The organism is Candidatus Methylobacter oryzae (genome assembly GCF_003994235.2).
GTDB classification, from domain to species: domain Bacteria; phylum Pseudomonadota; class Gammaproteobacteria; order Methylococcales; family Methylomonadaceae; genus Methylobacter_A; species Methylobacter_A oryzae.
Genome location: NZ_RYFG02000072.1, coordinates 1 through 19,805 on the forward strand (window position 1 = coordinate 1; position 19,805 = coordinate 19,805).

22 protein-coding genes are annotated in these 19,805 nt (G+C 45.0%); 9 read left to right on the top strand and 13 right to left on the bottom strand.

All coding sequences use genetic code 11. From position 1 onward, the window contains the following. Window positions 1-257 precede the first annotated feature (257 nt). From arsC to EKO24_RS07535, 5 genes are read left to right on the top strand one after another with little or no spacing between them, the layout of a single operon-like run. Window positions 258-605 carry an arsenate reductase (glutaredoxin) gene (gene arsC, locus EKO24_RS07515; protein ID WP_127030426.1) on the top strand — a complete coding sequence of 116 codons (348 nt, stop codon included), beginning with the start codon at window positions 258-260 and terminating at the stop codon, window positions 603-605. Window positions 606-617: 12 nt separating this feature from the next. Next, a complete protein-coding gene (wrbA, locus tag EKO24_RS07520) occupies window positions 618-1,211 on the top strand; it encodes an NAD(P)H:quinone oxidoreductase (RefSeq protein WP_127030427.1) in 594 nt (197 codons plus the stop codon). Beyond that, on the top strand, window positions 1,208-1,561 hold the full coding sequence (locus EKO24_RS07525; RefSeq protein ID WP_196240008.1) for a DUF2069 domain-containing protein: 354 nt from the start codon (window positions 1,208-1,210) through the stop codon (window positions 1,559-1,561). The genes wrbA and EKO24_RS07525 overlap by 4 nt, the downstream gene beginning before the upstream one ends. 2 nt (window positions 1,562-1,563) lie before the next feature. After that, the gene (hda, locus tag EKO24_RS07530; protein ID WP_127030428.1) at window positions 1,564-2,268 is read left to right on the top strand and encodes a DnaA regulatory inactivator Hda; all 705 of its coding nucleotides are present in this window, start codon (window positions 1,564-1,566) and stop codon (window positions 2,266-2,268) included. After that, window positions 2,261-3,226 carry a ketopantoate reductase family protein gene (locus EKO24_RS07535; RefSeq protein WP_196240009.1) on the top strand — a complete coding sequence of 322 codons (966 nt, stop codon included), beginning with the start codon at window positions 2,261-2,263 and terminating at the stop codon, window positions 3,224-3,226. Before hda ends, EKO24_RS07535 begins: the two co-directional genes overlap by 8 nt. A 177-nt stretch (window positions 3,227-3,403) precedes the next feature. Here EKO24_RS07535 and EKO24_RS07540 read toward each other — a convergent pair whose 3' ends face one another. From EKO24_RS07540 to sodB, 3 genes are all read right to left on the bottom strand, one after another. Further along, window positions 3,404-3,904 (bottom strand): DUF3455 domain-containing protein, encoded by a 501-nt coding sequence (locus tag EKO24_RS07540; RefSeq protein WP_162853338.1) that lies wholly within the window; start codon window positions 3,902-3,904, stop codon window positions 3,404-3,406. Window positions 3,905-3,909: 5 nt separating this feature from the next. After that, the gene (locus EKO24_RS07545; protein WP_127030430.1) at window positions 3,910-4,605 is read right to left on the bottom strand and encodes an SDR family oxidoreductase; all 696 of its coding nucleotides are present in this window, start codon (window positions 4,603-4,605) and stop codon (window positions 3,910-3,912) included. Window positions 4,606-4,760: 155 nt separating this feature from the next. Continuing rightward, complete coding sequence (gene sodB / locus EKO24_RS07550; protein WP_127030431.1) at window positions 4,761-5,342, bottom strand: superoxide dismutase [Fe]; 582 nt, start codon at window positions 5,340-5,342, stop codon at window positions 4,761-4,763. Window positions 5,343-5,688: 346 nt separating this feature from the next. On the opposite strand from sodB, the gene EKO24_RS07555 reads away from it, so the two are divergent. Next, window positions 5,689-6,579 carry a phosphate-starvation-inducible PsiE family protein gene (locus EKO24_RS07555; protein WP_127030432.1) on the top strand — a complete coding sequence of 297 codons (891 nt, stop codon included), beginning with the start codon at window positions 5,689-5,691 and terminating at the stop codon, window positions 6,577-6,579. A 37-nt stretch (window positions 6,580-6,616) separates the two neighbouring features. On the opposite strand, the gene EKO24_RS07560 is transcribed toward EKO24_RS07555, so the two are convergent. From EKO24_RS07560 to EKO24_RS07585, 6 genes are all read right to left on the bottom strand, one after another. After that, window positions 6,617-7,294: a protein-methionine-sulfoxide reductase heme-binding subunit MsrQ gene (locus tag EKO24_RS07560; protein WP_127030433.1), complete on the bottom strand. Its 678-nt coding sequence runs from the start codon at window positions 7,292-7,294 to the stop codon at window positions 6,617-6,619. After that, on the bottom strand, window positions 7,294-8,250 hold the full coding sequence (gene msrP / locus EKO24_RS07565) for a protein-methionine-sulfoxide reductase catalytic subunit MsrP (protein WP_143733198.1): 957 nt from the start codon (window positions 8,248-8,250) through the stop codon (window positions 7,294-7,296). The genes EKO24_RS07560 and msrP overlap by 1 nt, the downstream gene beginning before the upstream one ends. Window positions 8,251-8,298: 48 nt before the next feature. Beyond that, window positions 8,299-9,135: a sterol desaturase family protein gene (locus EKO24_RS07570; RefSeq protein WP_127030435.1), complete on the bottom strand. Its 837-nt coding sequence runs from the start codon at window positions 9,133-9,135 to the stop codon at window positions 8,299-8,301. A gap of 43 nt (window positions 9,136-9,178) precedes the next feature. Continuing rightward, on the bottom strand, window positions 9,179-9,637 hold the full coding sequence (locus EKO24_RS07575) for a PAS domain-containing protein (RefSeq protein WP_127030436.1): 459 nt from the start codon (window positions 9,635-9,637) through the stop codon (window positions 9,179-9,181). A 43-nt stretch (window positions 9,638-9,680) separates the two neighbouring features. Next, a complete protein-coding gene (locus EKO24_RS07580) occupies window positions 9,681-10,163 on the bottom strand; it encodes an SRPBCC family protein (RefSeq protein WP_127030437.1) in 483 nt (160 codons plus the stop codon). A gap of 321 nt (window positions 10,164-10,484) precedes the next feature. Then, window positions 10,485-13,343, bottom strand: a complete 2,859-nt coding sequence (locus EKO24_RS07585; RefSeq protein ID WP_161990583.1) for a response regulator — start codon at window positions 13,341-13,343, stop codon at window positions 10,485-10,487. A gap of 213 nt (window positions 13,344-13,556) precedes the next feature. On the opposite strand from EKO24_RS07585, the gene EKO24_RS07590 reads away from it, so the two are divergent. Then, a complete protein-coding gene (locus tag EKO24_RS07590; RefSeq protein WP_127030439.1) occupies window positions 13,557-14,084 on the top strand; it encodes a DNA-deoxyinosine glycosylase in 528 nt (175 codons plus the stop codon). A gap of 50 nt (window positions 14,085-14,134) precedes the next feature. On the opposite strand, the gene EKO24_RS07595 is transcribed toward EKO24_RS07590, so the two are convergent. Then, window positions 14,135-14,365 carry a sulfurtransferase TusA family protein gene (locus EKO24_RS07595; RefSeq protein ID WP_127030440.1) on the bottom strand — a complete coding sequence of 77 codons (231 nt, stop codon included), beginning with the start codon at window positions 14,363-14,365 and terminating at the stop codon, window positions 14,135-14,137. A gap of 79 nt (window positions 14,366-14,444) precedes the next feature. On the opposite strand from EKO24_RS07595, the gene cysG reads away from it, so the two are divergent. After that, complete coding sequence (gene cysG / locus EKO24_RS07600; protein ID WP_127030441.1) at window positions 14,445-15,845, top strand: siroheme synthase CysG; 1,401 nt, start codon at window positions 14,445-14,447, stop codon at window positions 15,843-15,845. A 188-nt stretch (window positions 15,846-16,033) separates the two neighbouring features. Then, a complete protein-coding gene (locus EKO24_RS07605; protein ID WP_127030442.1) occupies window positions 16,034-16,372 on the top strand; it encodes a c-type cytochrome in 339 nt (112 codons plus the stop codon). Window positions 16,373-16,451: 79 nt separating this feature from the next. Here EKO24_RS07605 and EKO24_RS07610 read toward each other — a convergent pair whose 3' ends face one another. From EKO24_RS07610 to EKO24_RS07620, 3 genes are all read right to left on the bottom strand, one after another. Continuing rightward, window positions 16,452-17,063, bottom strand: coding sequence for a hypothetical protein (locus EKO24_RS07610; protein ID WP_127030443.1), 612 nt, complete (start codon window positions 17,061-17,063; stop codon window positions 16,452-16,454). 218 nt (window positions 17,064-17,281) lie between these two features. Beyond that, the gene (locus EKO24_RS07615) at window positions 17,282-18,496 is read right to left on the bottom strand and encodes an argininosuccinate synthase (RefSeq protein WP_127030444.1); all 1,215 of its coding nucleotides are present in this window, start codon (window positions 18,494-18,496) and stop codon (window positions 17,282-17,284) included. Window positions 18,497-18,724: 228 nt separating this feature from the next. Further along, window positions 18,725-19,714 (bottom strand): putative bifunctional diguanylate cyclase/phosphodiesterase, encoded by a 990-nt coding sequence (locus EKO24_RS07620; protein ID WP_338323997.1) that lies wholly within the window; start codon window positions 19,712-19,714, stop codon window positions 18,725-18,727. Window positions 19,715-19,805 lie beyond the last annotated feature (91 nt).

Here is a 19,805-nt window from a genome sequence, read left to right on the forward strand (position 1 = left end):
TTCGGACAACTGTTTTACTGTACTCATCAATTTACAACGGCAAAAATCGATGGACTTTATAATAGCCTAAATAATGTGATAGGTGGTGAGCTCCCCCAATCTCCGCAAAGTGTGATTTTTTTAAAAATGCTATCATAAGGTTTTGTTGGTAACGGCATCAGCGGATGAGGTTTTTATCAGGCCCAATGTGTTGCGTTTAATCTGTCGTCACTTAGGCGCTATTTTCAATTACTTTATATTTCAAAAGCAGGTCAACCATGACTGTAAAAATCTATCACAATCCGCGTTGCGGCAAGTCGCGTCAAACCTTGCAGCTGTTGAAAGATCAAGGTATCGAGCCGGAAGTTATCGAATATCTTAAAACGCCTCCCAATGCTCAAGAGCTGGATGATATTTTGCAAAAATTGGCTATGGAACCGCGCGAGTTAATGCGTAAAAAAGAGGCCGAATATAAGGCCAACGGTCTGGACGACGCTTCGCTGGATAGGCAGGTGCTGATTCAAGCGATGGTCGATCACCCGATTTTAATTGAGCGGCCTATTGTTATCGCGAACGGCAAGGCCGCGATTGGCCGTCCGCCGGAAGATGTACTCGCTATTTTGTAATAACTTGAGTTTATGGCGAAAATCCTGATTCTTTATTACTCGCGTAATGGCTCGACCGCCGATATGGCTAATCATATCGCTCGCGGCGTTGAATCGGTTGACGGCGCTGAGGCTGTGCTTAGAACCGTCCCCGAGGTTTCAACCGTCTGCGAGAAAACCGCTGAGACCATTCCTGCTCACGGCGCGCTATACGCGACGCTTGACGATTTACAATACTGCGACGGCTTGGCGCTGGGCAGTCCAACCCATTTCGGCAACATGGCCGCACCGCTGAAATATTTCATCGACAGCACCACCTCAATCTGGTTTTCAGGCGCACTGTCCGGCAAACCGGCAAGCGTATTTACTTCAACCGGCTGCATGCACAGCGGCCAGGAAAGCACGCTGTTATCGATGATGTTGCCGCTGCTGCACCACGGCATGCTGATAATGGGCCTGCCCAGCACCGAGCATGCGTTGCGCGAAACTACCTCGGGCGGCACGCCTTACGGCCCCAGCCATGTATCGACCGGCCACACGGAATTAACGAATCATGAAAAAATCTTATGCAAAGCACTGGGCATGCGTTTGGCTAAAACCGCGCTTCAATTAAAACAGGCAACATGAATATAAAGCCGATTTACTACTACATCATTGCCCTGACCGGTTTTTTCGGCTTGTTTGCATTATTAATGCTCTGGAATACCGTACTCGCGCCATCCGGCCGACTTCCGGTAGCATTGGTTTTACTGATCGCCGTTACACCGCTACTACTGCCGATGCGCGGATTACTGGACCGCAAACCGAGAAGTTGCGCATGGGCGGCCTATGTCAGCCTGATCTATTTTCTGCACGGGACTGCCGAAGCTTACGCGAACGCCGACGAACGGCTGTATGCAGTGCTTGAAGTCATGCTGAGCTTGATGCTGTTTTTCGGCTCGGCATTTTATGTACGCATGGCGGCAAGACAGAACTGACAATGGCGCAGCAACTCCCATTAGATTTCGAATTCAGGGCCAATCAGACCTTTAAGGATTTTTTTCCCGGCGCAAATCAGGAAATAGTCACGCATTTGCAGCAGTGCATTGCCGGTATCGGCGAACAGCAAATTTTCATCTGGGGCAAGCCGGGCCAAGGCAAAACGCATTTGCTGCAAGCTTGCTGTCATCAAGCGCAGAGCCAACACCTCAGTTCGTTCTATTTCGATTTAACGAATGCAAAGTTGACCGGCCCGTCCATGTTAATCGGGCTTGATGAGTACGATGTGGTTTGTTTCGACGGCATCGAGCATATCGCTGGCAACGCCGCCTGGGAGCTGGCTTTTTTTAATTTTTTTAACCTACACCGCGATCACGGCCATAAGCTTATCGTATCCGCATGTTCCGCTCCGAACGACATTGCTATTCAATTACCCGACCTTAAAACCCGGCTTAATTGGGGGCTGACCTTAAAACTACAGTCTTTAACCGATAGCGACCGAATCGCCGCATTAATTTTCAAAGCAGCGCAAATGGGCTTTGAAATCGCCCCTCATGCCGGACGCTTCCTGCTGACGCATTACAACAGGGACCTAAGCTCTCTCTGGGCTTTACTGGAAAAATTGGACAAGGCGTCGTTGGCCGCAAAACGTAAGTTGACTCTTCCTTTTTTAAAGCAGATTTTGGACGAAGATAGCCATGATTAAAGTGCTTGTTATTGGAGCGGGCGCTATCGGCGCTTTTTACGGCTCGCTGCTAGCTCAGGCCGGAGCCGAAGTCTCTGTCATCTGCCGCTCCGATTACGACCAGGTCAAACAACACGATTTCATCATCAACAGCCAGGCTCTCGGCCGCTGGAATTTTACGCCGGCGCAAGTTTTAAAGAGCGTTACCGATCTTGAAGCCCCGCCGGACTATATCTTACTCTGCACCAAGGTCGTTCCTAGTGTAGATCGAGTCGAACTGATACGCCCGGCTGTCGGCCGGAATACATCGATAGTTTTTATTCAAAACGGCGTAGGCATCGAACAGGAAATGCTGGAGGCTTTCCCCAACAATGAAATCGTCAGCGGTTTGGCATTCATTTGCTGTAACCGCATCAATCCCGGCGAAATTTTGCATCTGGCTTACGGCCGTTTAGTTTTAGGTAATTTGCCGGGCGGCGTCAGCCGTAAAACCATGCAGCTTTGCGAGCTGTTTAATCAATCCGGTATTGAATGCGGAGCGAGCGAGGATATTGTTACCGGACGTTGGCAAAAATGCGTCTGGAACGCGCCTTTTAACCCGCTATCGGTATTATCGGGCGGCTTGCAGACACTCGACATTCTGCAAACCCAGGAGCCTTTGGTGCGCAGCATTATGCACGAAGTTTGCGACATTGCCGCCGCCTCCGGGCATCCGCTGCCCGACGATATTGTCAACATCAATATCGAAAACACTTATGCGATGCCGCCTTATAAAACCAGCATGCTGCTGGATTACGAGAACGGCCATCCGATGGAGACCGAGGCCATTCTAGGCAACACGCTACGTGCTGCCCGACGCTTAGGCGTGGCCGCGCCTCATCTGGAATCGGTTTATGCGCTGATGAAGCTTAGGGAGTTAAAGCTGACCGATAGAAGAACAGAGCGCAGACGCCGAGGTGAGAGACGAAAGGCGAAATAGTTTTTTAGCCTGCTTCTTTCCATTAACACTATTCCTATTGAGTCCTAAAAAGCTAGTCCGCTACAAATCTACACGTATAACCCCGGATAAGACACTATGTCACGCAAGCGTAGCGGGCACCTAAAGGGGCCCCGCAATCCGAGTTTATCCGTGGCTTAACTGCTTTTTCAAGACTAATTATTTCCCGTAAAAAACATAATCCGCCGTATAGGCAACTCGTTTCTCACTGCCTAAATGGTTGGCGTTGCATGCGGAAGCAGGCGCCAGGCCGCCTTGCGTATTAATCCGGTTAATAAAGCTGACATTTGCAAACAAACCGTCGCCCTTATGGGATACGACTTCGACCAATAACCAGGAAATGGCCGAACCCGGCGCTACATCGATTTTCTTAAGCACTTTTCCGACCACGCGGCTGCCTTCTTTATATTCCCAAAGCGGGCCCGCGCTATGATTGCCGACGATATTGCCCTGCCCGTCGAACAGCTTGGCGTCAGGCGCCAGCGTTTGCCATGAATACTCGCCCTGCTTGGCTGAGCATTGGTAAATCTGGTCGCCTTTCGCATGCACCGTCAGTACCGGATGATAGCCCGCAGGCGGCTGGATCTGTTCGGGTATCCTCGTGCTTGCAAAGGCCGCGCCTTGCAACATTAACGATAAAATCAATGTCTTTTTAATCATAGCAATTACCATGGCATCGGGGTTCCGTCGTATTTGACGAAACTGCCTGACTGATGCAAAGAAAAGCGCTCTATCAAACCGTACATTCCGGAAACGCTTTGCTCGGCATTAATCAACGCATTAGGCCCGCCCATATCAGTTTTGACCCAGCCGGGATGGAAAATAAGCACGCCGACGGACTGATCTTTAAGCTCTACAGCCAGGCTCTTCATCGCCGCATTCAGTGCTGCCTTGCTGGAACGGTAAAAAATACTGCCGCCACTGTCATTATCAGCAATACTGCCCATCAGGCTGCTGATATTAACAATCAGCTTTTTGCCGCTTTTTTTAATGTGCGGCAGAAATGCTTCGGCCATTTTGAGCGGCGCTTCGGTATTTGTTAAAAATGACTCCGTCCAGGCCTGGTAATCCAAATGGCCGAAACCGTTACTTTTATCATCCAGGTAAACACCGGCATTATTGATCAAAATATCAATTGGTCGATCCGCTAATTTTTGCGATAACGCATCGATCTGCTTAAACTTGGAAACATCCAACGCTTCCAACTGGATTTTAGAATGATGACCGGCGAGATTATTCAAATCAAACGCATCGTCCGGATTACGTGAGCAGGCAATCACATGCCAGCCCTGTTCGGCATATTGGCGGCAAAACTCCAGACCCAAACCGCGATTAGCACCGGTAATTAAAACTGTAGCCATTTTATATCTCCCATAAAAAAACCCCCTGCACCGGTAGATACAGGAGGTTTCTTATACTACTTAAAAACTGATGTTGCGCAATAGGTAAAAAAACCTCGCCACGAAAAACAAGCGCTTCCTCGCGGCTACGGCAGCCTGCACAATATCGTTAGAAATTAAGCTGAAAAGTTTTTTGCAGCAAAATCCCAGTTAACCAATGCCCAGAATGCTTCCAGATAAGTTGGGCGTGCATTGCGGTAATCGATGTAATAAGCGTGCTCCCAAACATCGCAAGTCAACAACGGTTTTTGACCGGCTGTTAAAGGACAGCCCGCGTTGCTAGTGCTAACCAGCGCCAAACTGCCGTCGGCGTTTTGTACCAACCAAGCCCAGCCTGAACCGAAAGTGGTAACCGCACATTTAGTGAATTCTTCTTTGAACTTTGCAAACGAACCAAAAGTTGAATTGATTGCATCGGCTAAAGCACCGCTAGGCTCGCCGCCGGCATTCGGAGCGATGCTGTTCCAGTAGAAAGTATGGTTCCAAACTTGCGCTGCGTTATTGAAAATACCGCCGGAAGATTTCATGATAATTTCTTCCAGGGACAAACCTTCGAATTCAGTTCCCGGAACCAAGTTGTTCAGATTTGTTACGTAGGTTTGGTGATGCTTGCCGTAATGATACTCTAAAGTTTCTTCAGAAATATGGGGCGCTAATGCACCTTTCGCATAAGGTAAAGCAGGAAGTTCGAAAGCCATGAGATTCTCCTAAATAAAGTTGTTGTAAGATGTTGTAGATGAACAGCCGGCAACAAAAAACAAATACCAAGTGTTTTAATAAACATTTACTTTAGCATTGCTCGCCGATTAAATAAAGCGATTAGCTCAAGCTGTAGCACGGCAGGCAATTAAAGCCGCTTATGCGGCCTTGCAAAAATGTTCAGCTTTGTCGTATGGAAGGAGCCGCCACCCGGTATGTTGAAAGCTGTTTTCTTTATACCTCATTTAAATAATACTTTCAAAGCCTGACTGACTTATGCTGTCATTGGCAACGACAGCTTATAAAAGCATCTGCAAAATCGGCAATCACTTACGGAAGGCCGCAATGATACGACTGACTTACGCCAGCACCGCAGTTATGGATTTTAATCCGGAAAATCTGTTAACCCTGCTCAAAATCTGTCGAGTAAACAATGCCGCCAAAAATATAACCGGCATACTGCTTTATTTGCACGGCACTTTTTTTCAGGTATTGGAAGGCGATGAGGCGGCCGTTGATGCTACCTTTGAAGCCATAAAACAAGATACACGCCATAAAAACGTAACCCTGATTGAAAAACTGCCGATAACGGAGCGCGTATTTCCCTATTGGAGCCTGGGCTTTGTAAAACTCGAAGCCAAAGAGCTAAGCGGAATAGAAGGCTTTAATCATTTTTTTGAGAAGGACTTAACACCGGCGAGCTTGGTCTCTCATAAGCAGGTTATCGCCCCTTTATTAGCCTACCTGCACAGTAAATTGCTTAAACAAGTTACTTTGGAAAGTACCGAGCAACCGTCTGTTCAACACGAAGAACTGCCCGTTCAGCATGAAGACCCGTTTATACAGCTTTTGCATCGTATCATACGCTTAGGGCTCAAATTTCTGGCTCTACTAATGGTAATCGTTATTTTATTCGGCATTATGGATGTCGTTTATGTGATTTTCGAAAAAATCACTCTGCCGCCATTCATGCTGATGACTATTAACGACATGCTGGAAACGTTTGGCGCTTTTTTAGCCGTGTTAATTGCTGTTGAGATTTTCCTGAATATTACAGTCTATATCAGAAGCGATGTAATCCCGGTAAACTTGGTTGTGGCCACCGCGTTAATGGCCATTTCCAGGAAAATCATTGTATTTGATTACAAAGAGTTACCAGCAGAATATGTGAATGCATCGGCATTGGTTGTAATAGCGTTAGGTATTACTTATTGGCTAATACAAAGTAAAGAGTAAAAACGCAGACCGATTACTTCATCCTCCAACCGGCTCATCAATGTTGTTTGTGGATCGTTTCCGGTATCTCGCTTTGTTCTTCCGCCAAGGTCAACACCCGCCGCGCCGTCGGAGCCATCGCTTTATTCAATTGCCGGTTTTTCACCCAAACTAAGATACGGAACACCAACAATAAAAACACCATAATTGCATAAAACAAAGGTTCAGCCAAGTTACCTTTGAGTTGCCAAAAATAGTGAATAACGGCTGCAATAGCGGCAAGGTATATAAATCGATGAAGCTTTTTCCAGCTTTTACCCATACGCTTTTTAGCCCATTTGGACGATGTCAGCGCTAATAAAAAAACAATAATATAAGCAAGCACTCCAAACCAGATATAAGGACTTTCAATAATATCGATACCGATCATGTGCCAAACTAGAGCATGATCTATAACTAAATATGCCAGAACATGTAGCGTTGCATAGAAAAAAGCGTACATTCCAAACAACTGCCGATAATCTGCCATGCCTCGCCAATTGGTCATCGTTTGGATAGGCGTAATCGCCAACGTCAAACATAAAAAACGCAATGACCAATCGCCTAAGCGAACATGCAGCGCATAAATAGGATTTGCCCCAAGATTGTCAAAAGCAATATCAATAGATAGCCATAACAAGGGAATTAATCCCCCCACTATACATTTCGTTCTCAAGTTATCGATCTTAAAAATCATCAGAAAAAATGCCGTAAGTCCATATCGCGGTAAAGCGATGCTACTTGTTCACCATAACCGTTGAATAATTCGGTTTTTCGACGCGGCGTAAAAAATCCGCTACCCAATTGGCGTTCGCTGCTTTGACTCCAGCGAGGATGAGCCACAGCGGGATTTACATTAGAGTAAAAACCATATTCATGAGGAGCGAATTGACACCACGAGGTTACCGGCGGTCTTCTTACCAGCTCTATCTTTACAACTGCTTTAATGCTCTTAAAACCGTATTTCCAAGGTACGACTAAACGCAACGGCGCTCCATTTTGCTTGGGCAAAATGGAGCCATACATGCCGACAGCCAATATCGTTAAAGGATGCATGGCTTCATCCATGCGTAAACCCTCAACATAAGGCCATTCCAACATCGCATTACGGCGCTGTTTGGGCATTACCTCCGGTTGATGAACGGCGGTAAATTTTACAAAAAGGGCACCCGATAAGGGTTTAACAAATTTTAATAAACAACTTAAAGGGAATCCAACCCAAGGCACAACCATTGACCACCCCTCAACACAACGAAAACGGTAAATATATTCTTGCAGCGTCTGCTGACGTAAAACATCTTCCAGATAATAAATACCGGGATTTTCCACTTCGCCACCAATCTCAATAGTCCAAGAGTCGGTGCGCAGATTTTGGGCTAGTCTTGCCGAATCTTGTTTGTTGAACGCGAACTCATAATAGTTTGTATAATTTTTGACCAGCTCAGCCGGCGTAGGCGTTAAAAGACCGGCTGAACCGTCGCCTCTGGGTAGATCCGGCCAAGCAATACTATTGTTAGCGGCCGATACCGGCGAAATACCGATCCCGGTAACCGCTCCCGCCAGTATGGCCTTGATAATTTTCCGCCGATTGTTAAAAACTAGCGGATCGGTAATTTCGCTAGCCGGTATATCTTTCTTTGTTTTGATAATCATCGCTCAGGTTACCTACTGGTTAGTTGAATATCAGTAACCAACGCAGACTTATTTGCGTTTTTTGCCTTTAGGAATCCAGCTGAATAATTTCCGGATTTTGATTTCAGTAATAAATGCCAACGAAAACAGCTGTATAAAATTTTCAGCTTCAATTAAATCCAGACCGATATGTTCAGGCACCAGCTCTTTTCGAGTGCAAAAAATCCGGTCCCAAAATGACAAAACAATCCCATAGTTACTGTCGTGTTCTTTACGCAAGGTTGAATGATGCGTTCTGTGCAGTGACGGCGTAATAAAGACTTGCGAGATTGATTCTTCGTTGGGCACGCGAAGGTTGGCATGGTGAAAAAAGATGAAAAATAATTCGATAATCTCGATCGAAAGTACTAAATATGCATTCACGCCGATCACGACAACAAATATTGATTTATAAACAATTTCCAACAGTAAATCGAAAACGTGGAAGCGAAAGCCCGTAGAGACATTAAAGCTTTTATCGCTGTGATGTATTTTATGAAATCGCCATAAAAACTCGAACTTGTGGCTCGCCACATGCCAAGCATAGATTGCCAAATCAAAAAAGATGAAAGCCAACAGCCATTTAACCGGGCCGTTTTCCAGATGGCCTAATAGCCCGTAAGAGGCAAATTGCTGGGCGACAAGAAATAACGAAGATGCCCTTAATACAGTCAAAATCAGATTGTTAACTAAAAATGCAGTGGTGTTGGTAACAAACGATTCTTTGTTGATTTTTGGAGAAAAATGACGATAAGGTTTAATTTTTTCAATGACTAGCAAGATGAGGAAAGCGACTATAGCAAGACCGAACAATACTTCATTGAAAAGTAAGTCATTGTCGTTATTGATACTCTCTATCTCATTCATAAACTTACCTTTATTTCTAAATAGTTTATTTTAAATAGCTAGATTATTTGTCCGGTACGGCATTCAATAAGTCGTTCAGCTCCTTAATTTCATTGTTCGCGTTAACCTGCTCCGTTATATCGTACTGCACGCCGAGATAATATATGACCCTATGTTTTTTATCGAACAATGGAATTATTTTCAAACGGTTATGGAACAATGTCCCGTCTTTTTTATAATTGCGCAATGTTACTTCGACCGGTTGATGATTTTTTATCGCCTCACTAATCTGACGGCGTGCATCTTGATTCCTATCATTACCTTGCAAAAAGCGGCAATTGTGGCCAACAATCTCTTCTTGGCTATATCCTGTTAAACGCTCAAAAGCTTTATTAGCGTAAACAATCGGAGCATCCTCTAAGTCCGGATCGGCTAAAGTGACACCGTTAACACACTCATCCAAAATAGAAGAAAGTACTTGTGGAATAAGGCCGCCGCTATCTTTTTCAACAATAAAAGTCATAAATAAACTCCGATCTTTATGATTGCTAGGGTTCCGCCAGATATTAAATGCTTTCGATCGCGATTAATTTTTTAATGTTTTCAACCGTATTTTCCGCGCCATCTTCAATAGCAGAACGTATCAGTTTTTCAAAAGGACGCATAAAAACTTCAAGCTCCAGTAATTCAAAACGAAAAGTCAAGCGGGTGGGTTGCTTTTGTTCACTGCTTTCTAATAGATAGCTATGCTTATAGGGCTCAGTTAGGCCTTTGAAAATAAGTTTTACCACCGGCTGATAATCTACGATTTCGAAAACCGACTCGACTTCCGCCCCGTTGTCTTTACGGACTTGTTTTGCTTTGGCTCCGACGAAGACTTCTTTACCATCCAAGGGTTCGAACTCAACAACTTCTACAGACCATTTAGGGTAATTTTCAAAAAAATGCTCGCCAATATAAGAGAAAACATCTTGAATCGGTTTGTTGATCTCAATGCTTGCTTCACCCATAACCGGCTTGGATATATCAAATGGAAACTTAATTTGCATTGTAAAAAACCATTCCTTGCTGAGCCTATAACTCAACTTTATCGTCATTCAATTTTTAATTTACCAATATAAAAATGAATTACAAACCTTATAGCTACTAAATCAATCGAAATTAAAACACCTCATACTGAACTCAACTCACTAACTATTCGCACAAAGCAACCGCCATTCGCATTCATCTCAAGCTACAGCGGATACACTTTCTGATAAAACTAAAGCCCTGTCACCTTTTGCCTACACTGCTCTTTTTTCGTCATAAAGGCCATAGCTACCGGCAATTTTTTATTCAAGAAAGCCGTCAGGGGAATGTTTGTTGCCAGGTCAGCTTAGAGAGACTGTTGATTCGCCCTCCTCATCTTTAACGCGAAGCAACTGCCTAACCGACTCAAGCACTCTATTGTACGCGGCAGTAAAATCAGCCGATAACTCCGGCTCATATTGTGATTGATTTTTAAGCGCCATCTCCAAAGCTTGGATACATTCCCTCAATTCCGGCATTGCGAGATTAGCCGCTACGCCTTTCATGATATGGAGAAACGCCAAAGCGGCCTCAATATTGCCGGCTTGTAAAAAAGCGTCCAAACGAGCCGGTGCGTCACTAAAATCCTCATCAAATTTCAGTAGCAAGTTACGCAGCAGTTGAGCGTTTCCCACAACATTTTTTAAGCCTTGTTGTATATCAATGCCGGGCAATAGGTCAGGAAATAACGCCACTTGTTGTTGATCGGATTTTGCCGAATAGGAAGCCGGGGGCTTTCGTAATTCCGGCGAGATAAACTTAATCAAATTCTCCAATAATTCATCAATGTCTATCGGTTTAGCCACATATCCGTCCATACCTATCCGCAGGCACTTGTCCCTGACGTCATTAATGGCATGGGCAGTCATCGCAATAATCGGCAAATTATCAAATCGAGATTCAGATCGAATGATCCTAGTAGCCTCATAGCCATCCATGACGGGCATTTCCAAATCCATTAATACCGCGTCAAAATAATCGGCCCGTACTTTTTGCACGCCATCCTGGCCGTCTCCGGCAATGGTTACGTCAAAACCTTCCTGTTCCAGCGTTTCTTTAGCAACCTGTTGGTTGATAATGTTATCTTCCACCAACAACAGCTTTGCGCCTCTAATTCGATCCAGCTTTTCGTCTATTCGACGGCTAGGCGAAAGCGAATTTTCATCGAAATTATTTTTATTGAATACCTCGATAACGGCACTGTTTAGCTCGGATGAATGCACGGGCTTACTAAGGAAACCGTCCAGGTTAAGATCAGCCGGCATTACGGCAATATCTTCCTTGCTATATGCAATCATAATAATGTAAGGAATACAGGCCATTCTAAGATTAGTTTTAATATGCCGAACGGCCGAGATGCCGTCCATTCCGGGTAAATCCCAATCCATGATTACAAGCCGGAAGGGCTCTTCAACATAAGCGTTTTCCAACATTTGGATCGCTTGTTCGCCCGTATTGACGCAGGTCACTTCAAACAATAGAGCTTCCAGATATGAGCATAAGGCATTCCGCGCTGTATCGTCGTTGTTTACCACTAATACCTTCACCCCACCAAAAGCATTAAGCGATGCTGCTCGTTTTTGCCCTACCTCGCTGGACTGCTGAAAGATGGCGGTGAACGTAAAAATACTGCCCTTTCCTGATTCACTCTTTACGCTGATAGTGCCGCCCATCATATCCACAATTCGCTTACAAATTGCCAGCCCTAGCCCTGTTCCTCCATATTTGCGGGTGATCGACTTATCGGCTTGGCTGAAAGACTGAAATAATCTGCCAACTTGTTCTTCTGTCAGGCCGATACCGGTATCTTCGACAGAAAATTCAAGCATAATTTGACCGTTTTTTTTAAGTTGCTCGCAATCTTCCGCCAAAGCAACCCTGACAGTAACACTGCCGTGGTCGGTAAATTTTATTGCATTGCTGACAAAGTTAATCAACACCTGGCCTAGCCTTAACGGATCGCCAATTAATTCCAACGACACATTGTCGGAGGCAACAAAATTCATCCGCAGATCCTTTTCTTCCGCCTTGTCGCTCATTAAATTGAAAAGATTATTCAACACATCGTCCAAATTAAACTCGATCACTTCAAGTTCCAGCTTTCCGGCTTCAATTTTGGAAAAGTCTAAAATATCGTTGATGATGCCGAGCAGTGCCTGCGAAGCAACTTGAACCTTTGTCAAATAATCATGCTGATTTGCAGTCAAATCCGTATGCAAAGCTAAGCGGGTCATGCCGATGATCGCATTCATCGGTGTCCGGATCTCGTGACTCATCATCGACAGAAACTCCGATTTGCTTTTATCTGCGGCAATCGCTTGGTCTCGCGCTTCCGCCAATTCGGATGTACGGTTTACAACCTTCTGCTCAAGAGTACGGTTATATTCTTCAAGCTTATCGTAAGAAATTTTCAGATTCTCGGCCATTTCGGTAAACGCTGTTTTTAGCGCGCCAATTTCACCATCGGCATGAATCCTTCTTACATTGTCACTGACAATAAAGTTTCCTTTAGCCAATTCATCGGCCAACCGGGTCAAGTGCATCAATGGCCTGGATAAACGTTCAGATACGAATAGCACAATGCCCGCGCCAATCATGATAAAAATGGTCGCGGTTATTAACAGCCGCGTTATCATTTCGCGGATTTGGCGGGTACTCTCTTTTTGCGAATTAACAATCTCCTGATTAAGAATATTTAAGGAAAAGCCCAGCCGGAGAACGCCCCACGACTTCGCGCTGACCTGGATCGGCATAATAAATTCCACAAAGGACTCGCCATTGCGTGTATATTCATTAACCGTTGGCGTTCGTTGCGCCGCGGCAAACAGATCCTCTTTTTCAGGCAATACTTCCATTTCTAATTCCGGCCTTAACGTATGAATATACGCCTTTCCGGAAGCCTGCATGAGTATGATGTAATGAAGTTCTTTATTTTCCCTCACGGATTCTCTTAACTGGTCGGCAATTAAAGATAAGTTTACCGAAGCAAGACCGTTTTCAACCTGACCTGATAAGTTATTCGATAGAATCCGGCCTCTATCGATTAATCGTCCTTTCATCAGCACAATGCGTTTCTCCAATTCCTTTTCGAATACATCTTTCTGGAATTCAATTTGAATAAAGGTTAACAGCATCAATAAGGCAATAATCAAACCTATCATCGTAACGAGAAGCTTCCTGAAAATACTTCGTTTGACCATTTTGTTTAAACTCAAAGTTAGGTTGGAAAATTCATTTTAACTACTTGCTCTTACTTTTATTGCATCATAAATCTAACTTTAAAACTAATCCGATTAATCGCATGATTTAGATTATTCTGCTAGAAACGCAGTTGTTTTTCCCATAAGATACCGATTAACAGCGCGCGAGGCCTCATGACGAAAACACTTTTATACTGTTTTGAACCCGTTGCGGATTGCAATGCAGAGATATTGATTCTGGGCAGCATGCCGGGAAGAGAGTCTTTAGCGGCAGGACAATATTATGCAAATCGCCGCAATGCTTTCTGGAAAATCATGGCTGAATTGCTCGGTTTTGATCCGAATACTCCCTATGAACATCGGCATCATGAGCTGAAGAAGGCCCGCGTAGCACTCTGGGATGTATTGCAGTCCTGTACTCGAGTCGGCAGCCTGGATGCCAAAATTGACACTGAATCCATCACCGTAAATGACTTTCAAGGTTTCTTTGATAGCCATAAAAAAATCCGCACTGTCTTCTTTAATGGGTCGAAAGCGGAGTCTACATACCGGCGATATGTTCAACCTACTGTCATAACTGTCCCTGTCAGCTATGTGCGGCTACCTTCGACCAGTCCTGCGCACGCCGCTCTCTGCTACGAACAAAAACTTCAGGCATGGAAAACAGCGCTGGATATTGCCGACCGGAATAAAGCTACTTGAGAAACAATGAAAGCCGGCGCAACGCTCGGATGATTTTATTCCAGACTACGCTATTTCTTTTTGACATAAAAAATCTGTTTGTCCGATTCTCTTATCAACTGAATAATTTGATGCCCGGTCTGGTCCGCATAAACACCAAAGTCCAAATGCGCGGCCGGATCGGTTGCAATCACTTTGACAATATCGCCGCTGGACATATCCATCAGCGCTTTCTTTAGTCGCAACAACGGTAAAGGACAATTTAAACCGCTAGCGTCTAATTCCAGGTTAAATTCGATCATGGCTTTTTAAGTTTTCTTAACTAAGTTGGGTAAGCTTATAATACCATCCTCCTTTAAATCCAAGAATCATCGTAACGCAATGGATTATTTCCCTTTATTTTTAAAGCTTAAAGACCAGGCCTGCCTCGTAGTCGGCGCCGGCGAAATTGCCGCCCGAAAAATTGAATTACTGGCTAGAGCCGGTGCAAAAATTACTGTTATTGCCAGAGAAATAAGCCCCACAGTATTAAATTTGCAAACAAGTCATAACTTAACACTGCTGCAGAAGTGTTTTTCTCCCGAGGATATTAGCGAATTCAGGCTGATAGTATCGGCCACTGATAACATGGAAACTAATTGTCTGGTTGCCCAAACCGCAACGGAACAAAATATCCTCGTTAATGTGGTCGATAACCCCGAACTCTGCAGCTTCATCTTTCCAGCTATTATTGACCGCTCACCGGTTATTGCCGCTGTATCGTCCGGCGGTTCCGCCCCGGTGTTAACCCGTTTACTCAGAGCTAAGATTGAAACCGTGATTCCTCCTGCCTATGGCCGCCTGGCTGCCTTAGCCGATAAGTTCAGGAATAAGGTCAAGCAGCATATTAAAAAGCCCGCTCAACGTAGAATCTTTTGGGAAAATGTTTTGCAGGGCTCTGTTGCCGAATTAATCTTCTCGGGCAAAGAACAGGAGGCCGAACAGCAATTAGAACAAACTTTGCTCAAGCAAAAAGACAGCTCTAATCTCGGTGAAGTCTATCTGGTCGGAGCAGGCCCCGGCGCACCGGATTTGCTGACTTTCCGTGCATTGAGATTGATGCAGCAGGCCGACGTGGTCGTTTACGACCGGCTGGTTTCGCCGGAGATTCTCGATTTGACACGCAGGGATGCAGAAAAGATCTATGTCGGCAAAGAACGCCAATATCATGCGCTGCCGCAAGAATCCATCAATACCCTGTTGGCTGATTTGGCTAAAGCCGGAAAACGGGTGGTTCGCTTAAAAGGCGGCGACCCTTTCATATTCGGCCGCGGCGGCGAAGAAATTGAAACATTAATGCAGCAAGGCATTAACTTTCAAGTCGTCCCCGGAATTACCGCCGCTTCGGGCTGTGCAACCTACTCAGGCATTCCGTTGACTCATCGAGATCATGCGCAATCCTGCACTTTCGTCACCGGCCACCTAAAAGATAACTCCGTCAATTTAAACTGGACGCAACTTGCAGCGCCTAATCAAACTATCGTCATCTATATGGGCCTGGCCGGCCTGGAAAAAATATGCCAGTCTCTGATTGCGCACGGCAGCCCCAAGGATTTACCTATCGCGATTGTTCAACAAGGTACCACGTCCAATCAGCGGGTCATTACCGGCACCTTGGAGACCTTACCGGGCAAGGTTGCCGCTCAGGACATTAAGCCGCCTACCCTGATTATTATCGGTACGGTAGTAACATTACATGACAAACTAAACTGGTTTTCAGACGAGTACCGTACTTCAATTTAAAGGCCGGTTAATCGCTTTTAACTACTGTCAGTCGTTGCCAATAATACGATTTAACGAAATAAATAAATAAAATAATTGAATTTTCTCATCAAATTCCCTATGCTTTCACGGTTTTACTTTTTATCGAACTGTTATTTTCTTCAAAAATAAACAACGGTTCTTTTTTACTACCACGAGGAGAGATCAATATGAAAAAAACCTTAGGAACATTAGCTGGTATTGCTTTAATCACTTTAAGCGGACAAGTATTTGCTGACGAAGCTAGTGATGTTGGTAAAAAAATCTATGAGCGCGCTTTCGGCCGTGGCTGCGGCACTTGCCACGATATCGCTTCAAATCCACAATTACCTGCTTTAATTAAATCAGGTCAATTAGACAGAGCGAAATTTGAAAATGTTCTTAAAGAAGGCAAAGGCGGCATGCCTAAAGCTATCGCTGAAATCATGAAAAACCCAGCCGTTGTTAAAGCTGGATACGGCGAAGATCAAGCTGTTGATGCATTGTACAAATATCTGGGCGGCAACTAATCCCGGATCTATACGCATAAAAAAGCCGCCCCAGTCGTTAGACTTGGGGCGGCTTTTTTTATATCTAAAAACCGGAAAATCAATCCTTTCCTAGATAAGCTGTTTTTGCCTCTTTATAAGGCAAACGGTTACGATTCTTGATCCAAACACCTGCAACTGCCGCCAGCATCAACCCGCAAGAGGCAATTGTTAAATAGATTAAACGTTTTAATTGCGACATCTCCAGCATTAACTGCTCATTAGAAACAGTTGCGTTTCCTTTTTTGGCAGGCTCGGAATAGGCGCGAAGAACTTTAAGATCGTTTTTCAAATCTTCTATCGTGCCTATGGAACTGGAAACCGAACCTACCCGAATGCTTTCTTCCAACGCATTCAATTTGCTTTCAATTGAACCACTGACCAAACCAACGAGTTGACCTTTAAGCGCACTAACTTCCGAAGACAACACTGGATTCATTTCAGCCGCATAAGTCTCGGTCGCAGTAACTTTTTTGTAATTGCTGATAAAGTTATCGGTTGGAAACAACAAAAAACCGGCTATCAAAATGACAACCATCAAAGCGCAGACTATCATCAGCAATAATCTGTTAACTTTCATTAATTCATGATGCGAAGGTATTCTTTGCAGAACCGTAGAAACGCTATCGGGCAACGTCTCCACTACCGAATCTATCTTATCTATATCGCTCATTAATCACTTCCCCTCGAACCAGGAAACCCATGGCGACCAACCATCCTGACCGAATAATTATTATTTTTTTCATAGCAGACCATAGCGGTAGTAACGCTACCTAACTCGCGATTATACAAGTTTAATGCTCAAATTCTGCATTTTATTTAAATACATTCCGCATACTAATCTACAATGAGAAAAGGGCATAAGGTCTCTCACCCCATGCCCCTCTAATATTAGCTTGACCGTTTGGCGGCAGCTATTCTCATTCGCAACGCGTTTAATTTGATAAAACCTTCGGCATCCTTTTGGTTGTAGGCGCCGCCGTCATCTTCGAACGTTGCAATACTTTCATCAAACAGGCTGTCAGTTTCGGAAGTGCGTCCGACCACTATCACATTACCTTTATAAAGTTTCAGCCTGACTTTACCGTTGACATGCACCTGGGACGCATCGATCATCGTTTGCATCATTTTGCGCTCAGGGCTCCACCAGTAACCGTTATAAACCAACGAAGCGTAACGAGGCATCAGTTCATCTTTTAAATGCGCCACTTCACGATCCAACGTTAATGATTCAATCGCACGATGTGCTTTCAGCATCACGGTGCCGGCCGGCGTTTCGTAGCAACCGCGCGACTTCATGCCGACATAGCGATTTTCGACAATATCCAGCCGTCCGATGCCGTTAGCCCCGGCGATTTTGTTTAGCCGCTCCATTACGGTGGCTGGAGAGCAAGGCTCGCCATCGATTTCAACAATATCGCCTTGGCGGTAAGTCAATTCAATATAAGTCGGTTTGTCGGGCGCAGCTTCAGGCGAGACTGTCCAGCGCCACATATCTTCTTCAGGCTCCATCCAAGGATCTTCCAAAATTCTTCCTTCATAAGAGATATGCAGCAAATTGGCGTCCATTGAATAAGGAGATGCCTTCCCTTTTTTCATTTCCACCGGAATCTGATGTTTCTCGGCATAGTCCAGCAGGGTTTGACGCGAACTTAAGCTCCATTCCCGCCAAGGCGCAATGATTTGAATATCGGGACGCAGTGCGTATGCGCCCAGCTCAAAGCGAACCTGGTCATTGCCTTTGCCGGTTGCGCCGTGAGAAATCGCGTTTGCCCCGGTTTCGTTGGCGATATCCACCAGTCTCTTCGCAATTAAAGGACGGGCAATCGATGTGCCCAACAAATATTCGCCCTCATAGATTGTATTGGCGCGGAACATCGGAAAAACGTAATCGCGGGCAAAATCTTCGCGCAAGTCTTCGATGTAAATATCCTTGATGCCCATCGCCTGCGCTTTTGCCCGTGCCGGCTCAACTTCCTCACCCTGCCCCAAATCAGCCGTAAAGGTAACGACTTCACAACCATAAACATCCTGTAACCACTTAAGAATAACGGAAGTATCCAGACCTCCGGAATAAGCCAAGACAACTTTATTGATTTCCGACATAACACCTATACCCTGAGTTAAAAATGTTGCAAAGTATACCGGAAAAATACAAGTTTCGGCAGCAACACAAGCGCAATGGCAAGCACGAAAACCTTGGAGAAGAAATTTCCATTAACAATCTACACCTTAACTTATACCCAAAGGACATAAGTTTCGTTTGAGCAGGTAAGCTGCTCAACTCAGCTTTATACCCAAATGGCGTAAGTTTCGTTTGAACAGGCAAGCTGTTCAACTCAGCTTTAATCCATGCCATGACAATAACTTAACAAACTCGTCAGGCGGTACGGGTTTACTTTGAAGATAACCTTGATAAGCATCGCAGCCTTTACTCTGTAAAAATGCCAATTGCTCAACCGTTTCAACACCTTCGGCCAGCACTTTAAAGCCCAGCATATGCCCCATCGCGATAATCGTGGCGGCAATTTCCATATCGTCCTGCATATGAGGAATGTCATCGATAAAACTCTTGTCTATTTTCAACGAATCCAGCGGAAAGTGTTTGAGATAGGCCAATGACGAATAACCGGTACCAAAATCATCAATAGCAAAACGCACGCCCAATGCACGAAGTTTATTTAAAAGCCCCATCACTTTATCCTGGCTCTCCATCAGTCCACTCTCAGTCATTTCCAACTCCAGTTGTTCCGCGGGAAAGCCAGTCTCACTCAGTACTTTAGTAACCAAAGCACCAATATCGGATCGACGAAATTGGTGAGCCGAAACATTGACCGCCAAAGTTAACGGCGATAAACCGGCGTCCAGCCATTGCTTACCTTGACGGCAGGTTTCACGCAATACCCACTCGCCAATTTCTAAAATCAGTCCGGTTTCCTCTGCAAGAGAAATAAACTGAACAGGGGAAATCACACCCTCGACCGGGTCGAGCCAGCGTAGCAAAGCTTCTGCGCCGATAATACGCCCCGAATCAATATCGATCTGCGGCTGATAAAAAACCCGCAGTTCATGCTGTTCAATAGCTTTACGTAAGCGGGTTTCCAGCTCAATCCGCTTACGGGCGGCCAACGTCAGCTCTTCGGAATAGTAGGCAAAACAACCGCGACCTTCAGCCTTGGCTTGGCTCAGCGCCACATCGGCGTAGCTTATCAATATATCAGGATCGCCGCCGTGCTGGGGGAACAGGCTGATACCAATGCTGGCGGTAATATGTATCTCGTCGCCTTGGCCCAAATAGAAAGGCTTATTTAAAATGGCGATAATATGTAGAACTTACGCATTGACAGCCGGTATAGAATATGAGGCATGAACTAACCCTAGGCAACGGAAGGCCCGCCCGTGATAAGAAAAATAA

Excerpts from the sequence above, each read along its gene's own strand:
- arsC (WP_127030426.1), top strand. The coding sequence starts at position 258 with ATGACTGTAAAAATCTATCACAATCCGCGTTGCGGCAAGTCGCGTCAA.
- wrbA (WP_127030427.1), top strand. The coding sequence starts at position 618 with ATGGCGAAAATCCTGATTCTTTATTACTCGCGTAATGGCTCGACCGCC.
- EKO24_RS07525 (WP_196240008.1), top strand. The coding sequence starts at position 1,208 with ATGAATATAAAGCCGATTTACTACTACATCATTGCCCTGACCGGTTTT.
- hda (WP_127030428.1), top strand. The coding sequence starts at position 1,564 with ATGGCGCAGCAACTCCCATTAGATTTCGAATTCAGGGCCAATCAGACC.
- EKO24_RS07535 (WP_196240009.1), top strand. The coding sequence starts at position 2,261 with ATGATTAAAGTGCTTGTTATTGGAGCGGGCGCTATCGGCGCTTTTTAC.
- EKO24_RS07540 (WP_162853338.1), bottom strand. The coding sequence starts at position 3,904 with ATGATTAAAAAGACATTGATTTTATCGTTAATGTTGCAAGGCGCGGCC.
- EKO24_RS07545 (WP_127030430.1), bottom strand. The coding sequence starts at position 4,605 with ATGGCTACAGTTTTAATTACCGGTGCTAATCGCGGTTTGGGTCTGGAG.
- sodB (WP_127030431.1), bottom strand. The coding sequence starts at position 5,342 with ATGGCTTTCGAACTTCCTGCTTTACCTTATGCGAAAGGTGCATTAGCG.
- EKO24_RS07555 (WP_127030432.1), top strand. The coding sequence starts at position 5,689 with ATGATACGACTGACTTACGCCAGCACCGCAGTTATGGATTTTAATCCG.
- EKO24_RS07560 (WP_127030433.1), bottom strand. The coding sequence starts at position 7,294 with ATGATTTTTAAGATCGATAACTTGAGAACGAAATGTATAGTGGGGGGA.
- msrP (WP_143733198.1), bottom strand. The coding sequence starts at position 8,250 with ATGATTATCAAAACAAAGAAAGATATACCGGCTAGCGAAATTACCGAT.
- EKO24_RS07570 (WP_127030435.1), bottom strand. The coding sequence starts at position 9,135 with ATGAATGAGATAGAGAGTATCAATAACGACAATGACTTACTTTTCAAT.
- EKO24_RS07575 (WP_127030436.1), bottom strand. The coding sequence starts at position 9,637 with ATGACTTTTATTGTTGAAAAAGATAGCGGCGGCCTTATTCCACAAGTA.
- EKO24_RS07580 (WP_127030437.1), bottom strand. The coding sequence starts at position 10,163 with ATGCAAATTAAGTTTCCATTTGATATATCCAAGCCGGTTATGGGTGAA.
- EKO24_RS07585 (WP_161990583.1), bottom strand. The coding sequence starts at position 13,343 with ATGATAGGTTTGATTATTGCCTTATTGATGCTGTTAACCTTTATTCAA.
- EKO24_RS07590 (WP_127030439.1), top strand. The coding sequence starts at position 13,557 with ATGACGAAAACACTTTTATACTGTTTTGAACCCGTTGCGGATTGCAAT.
- EKO24_RS07595 (WP_127030440.1), bottom strand. The coding sequence starts at position 14,365 with ATGATCGAATTTAACCTGGAATTAGACGCTAGCGGTTTAAATTGTCCT.
- cysG (WP_127030441.1), top strand. The coding sequence starts at position 14,445 with ATGGATTATTTCCCTTTATTTTTAAAGCTTAAAGACCAGGCCTGCCTC.
- EKO24_RS07605 (WP_127030442.1), top strand. The coding sequence starts at position 16,034 with ATGAAAAAAACCTTAGGAACATTAGCTGGTATTGCTTTAATCACTTTA.
- EKO24_RS07610 (WP_127030443.1), bottom strand. The coding sequence starts at position 17,063 with ATGAGCGATATAGATAAGATAGATTCGGTAGTGGAGACGTTGCCCGAT.
- EKO24_RS07615 (WP_127030444.1), bottom strand. The coding sequence starts at position 18,496 with ATGTCGGAAATCAATAAAGTTGTCTTGGCTTATTCCGGAGGTCTGGAT.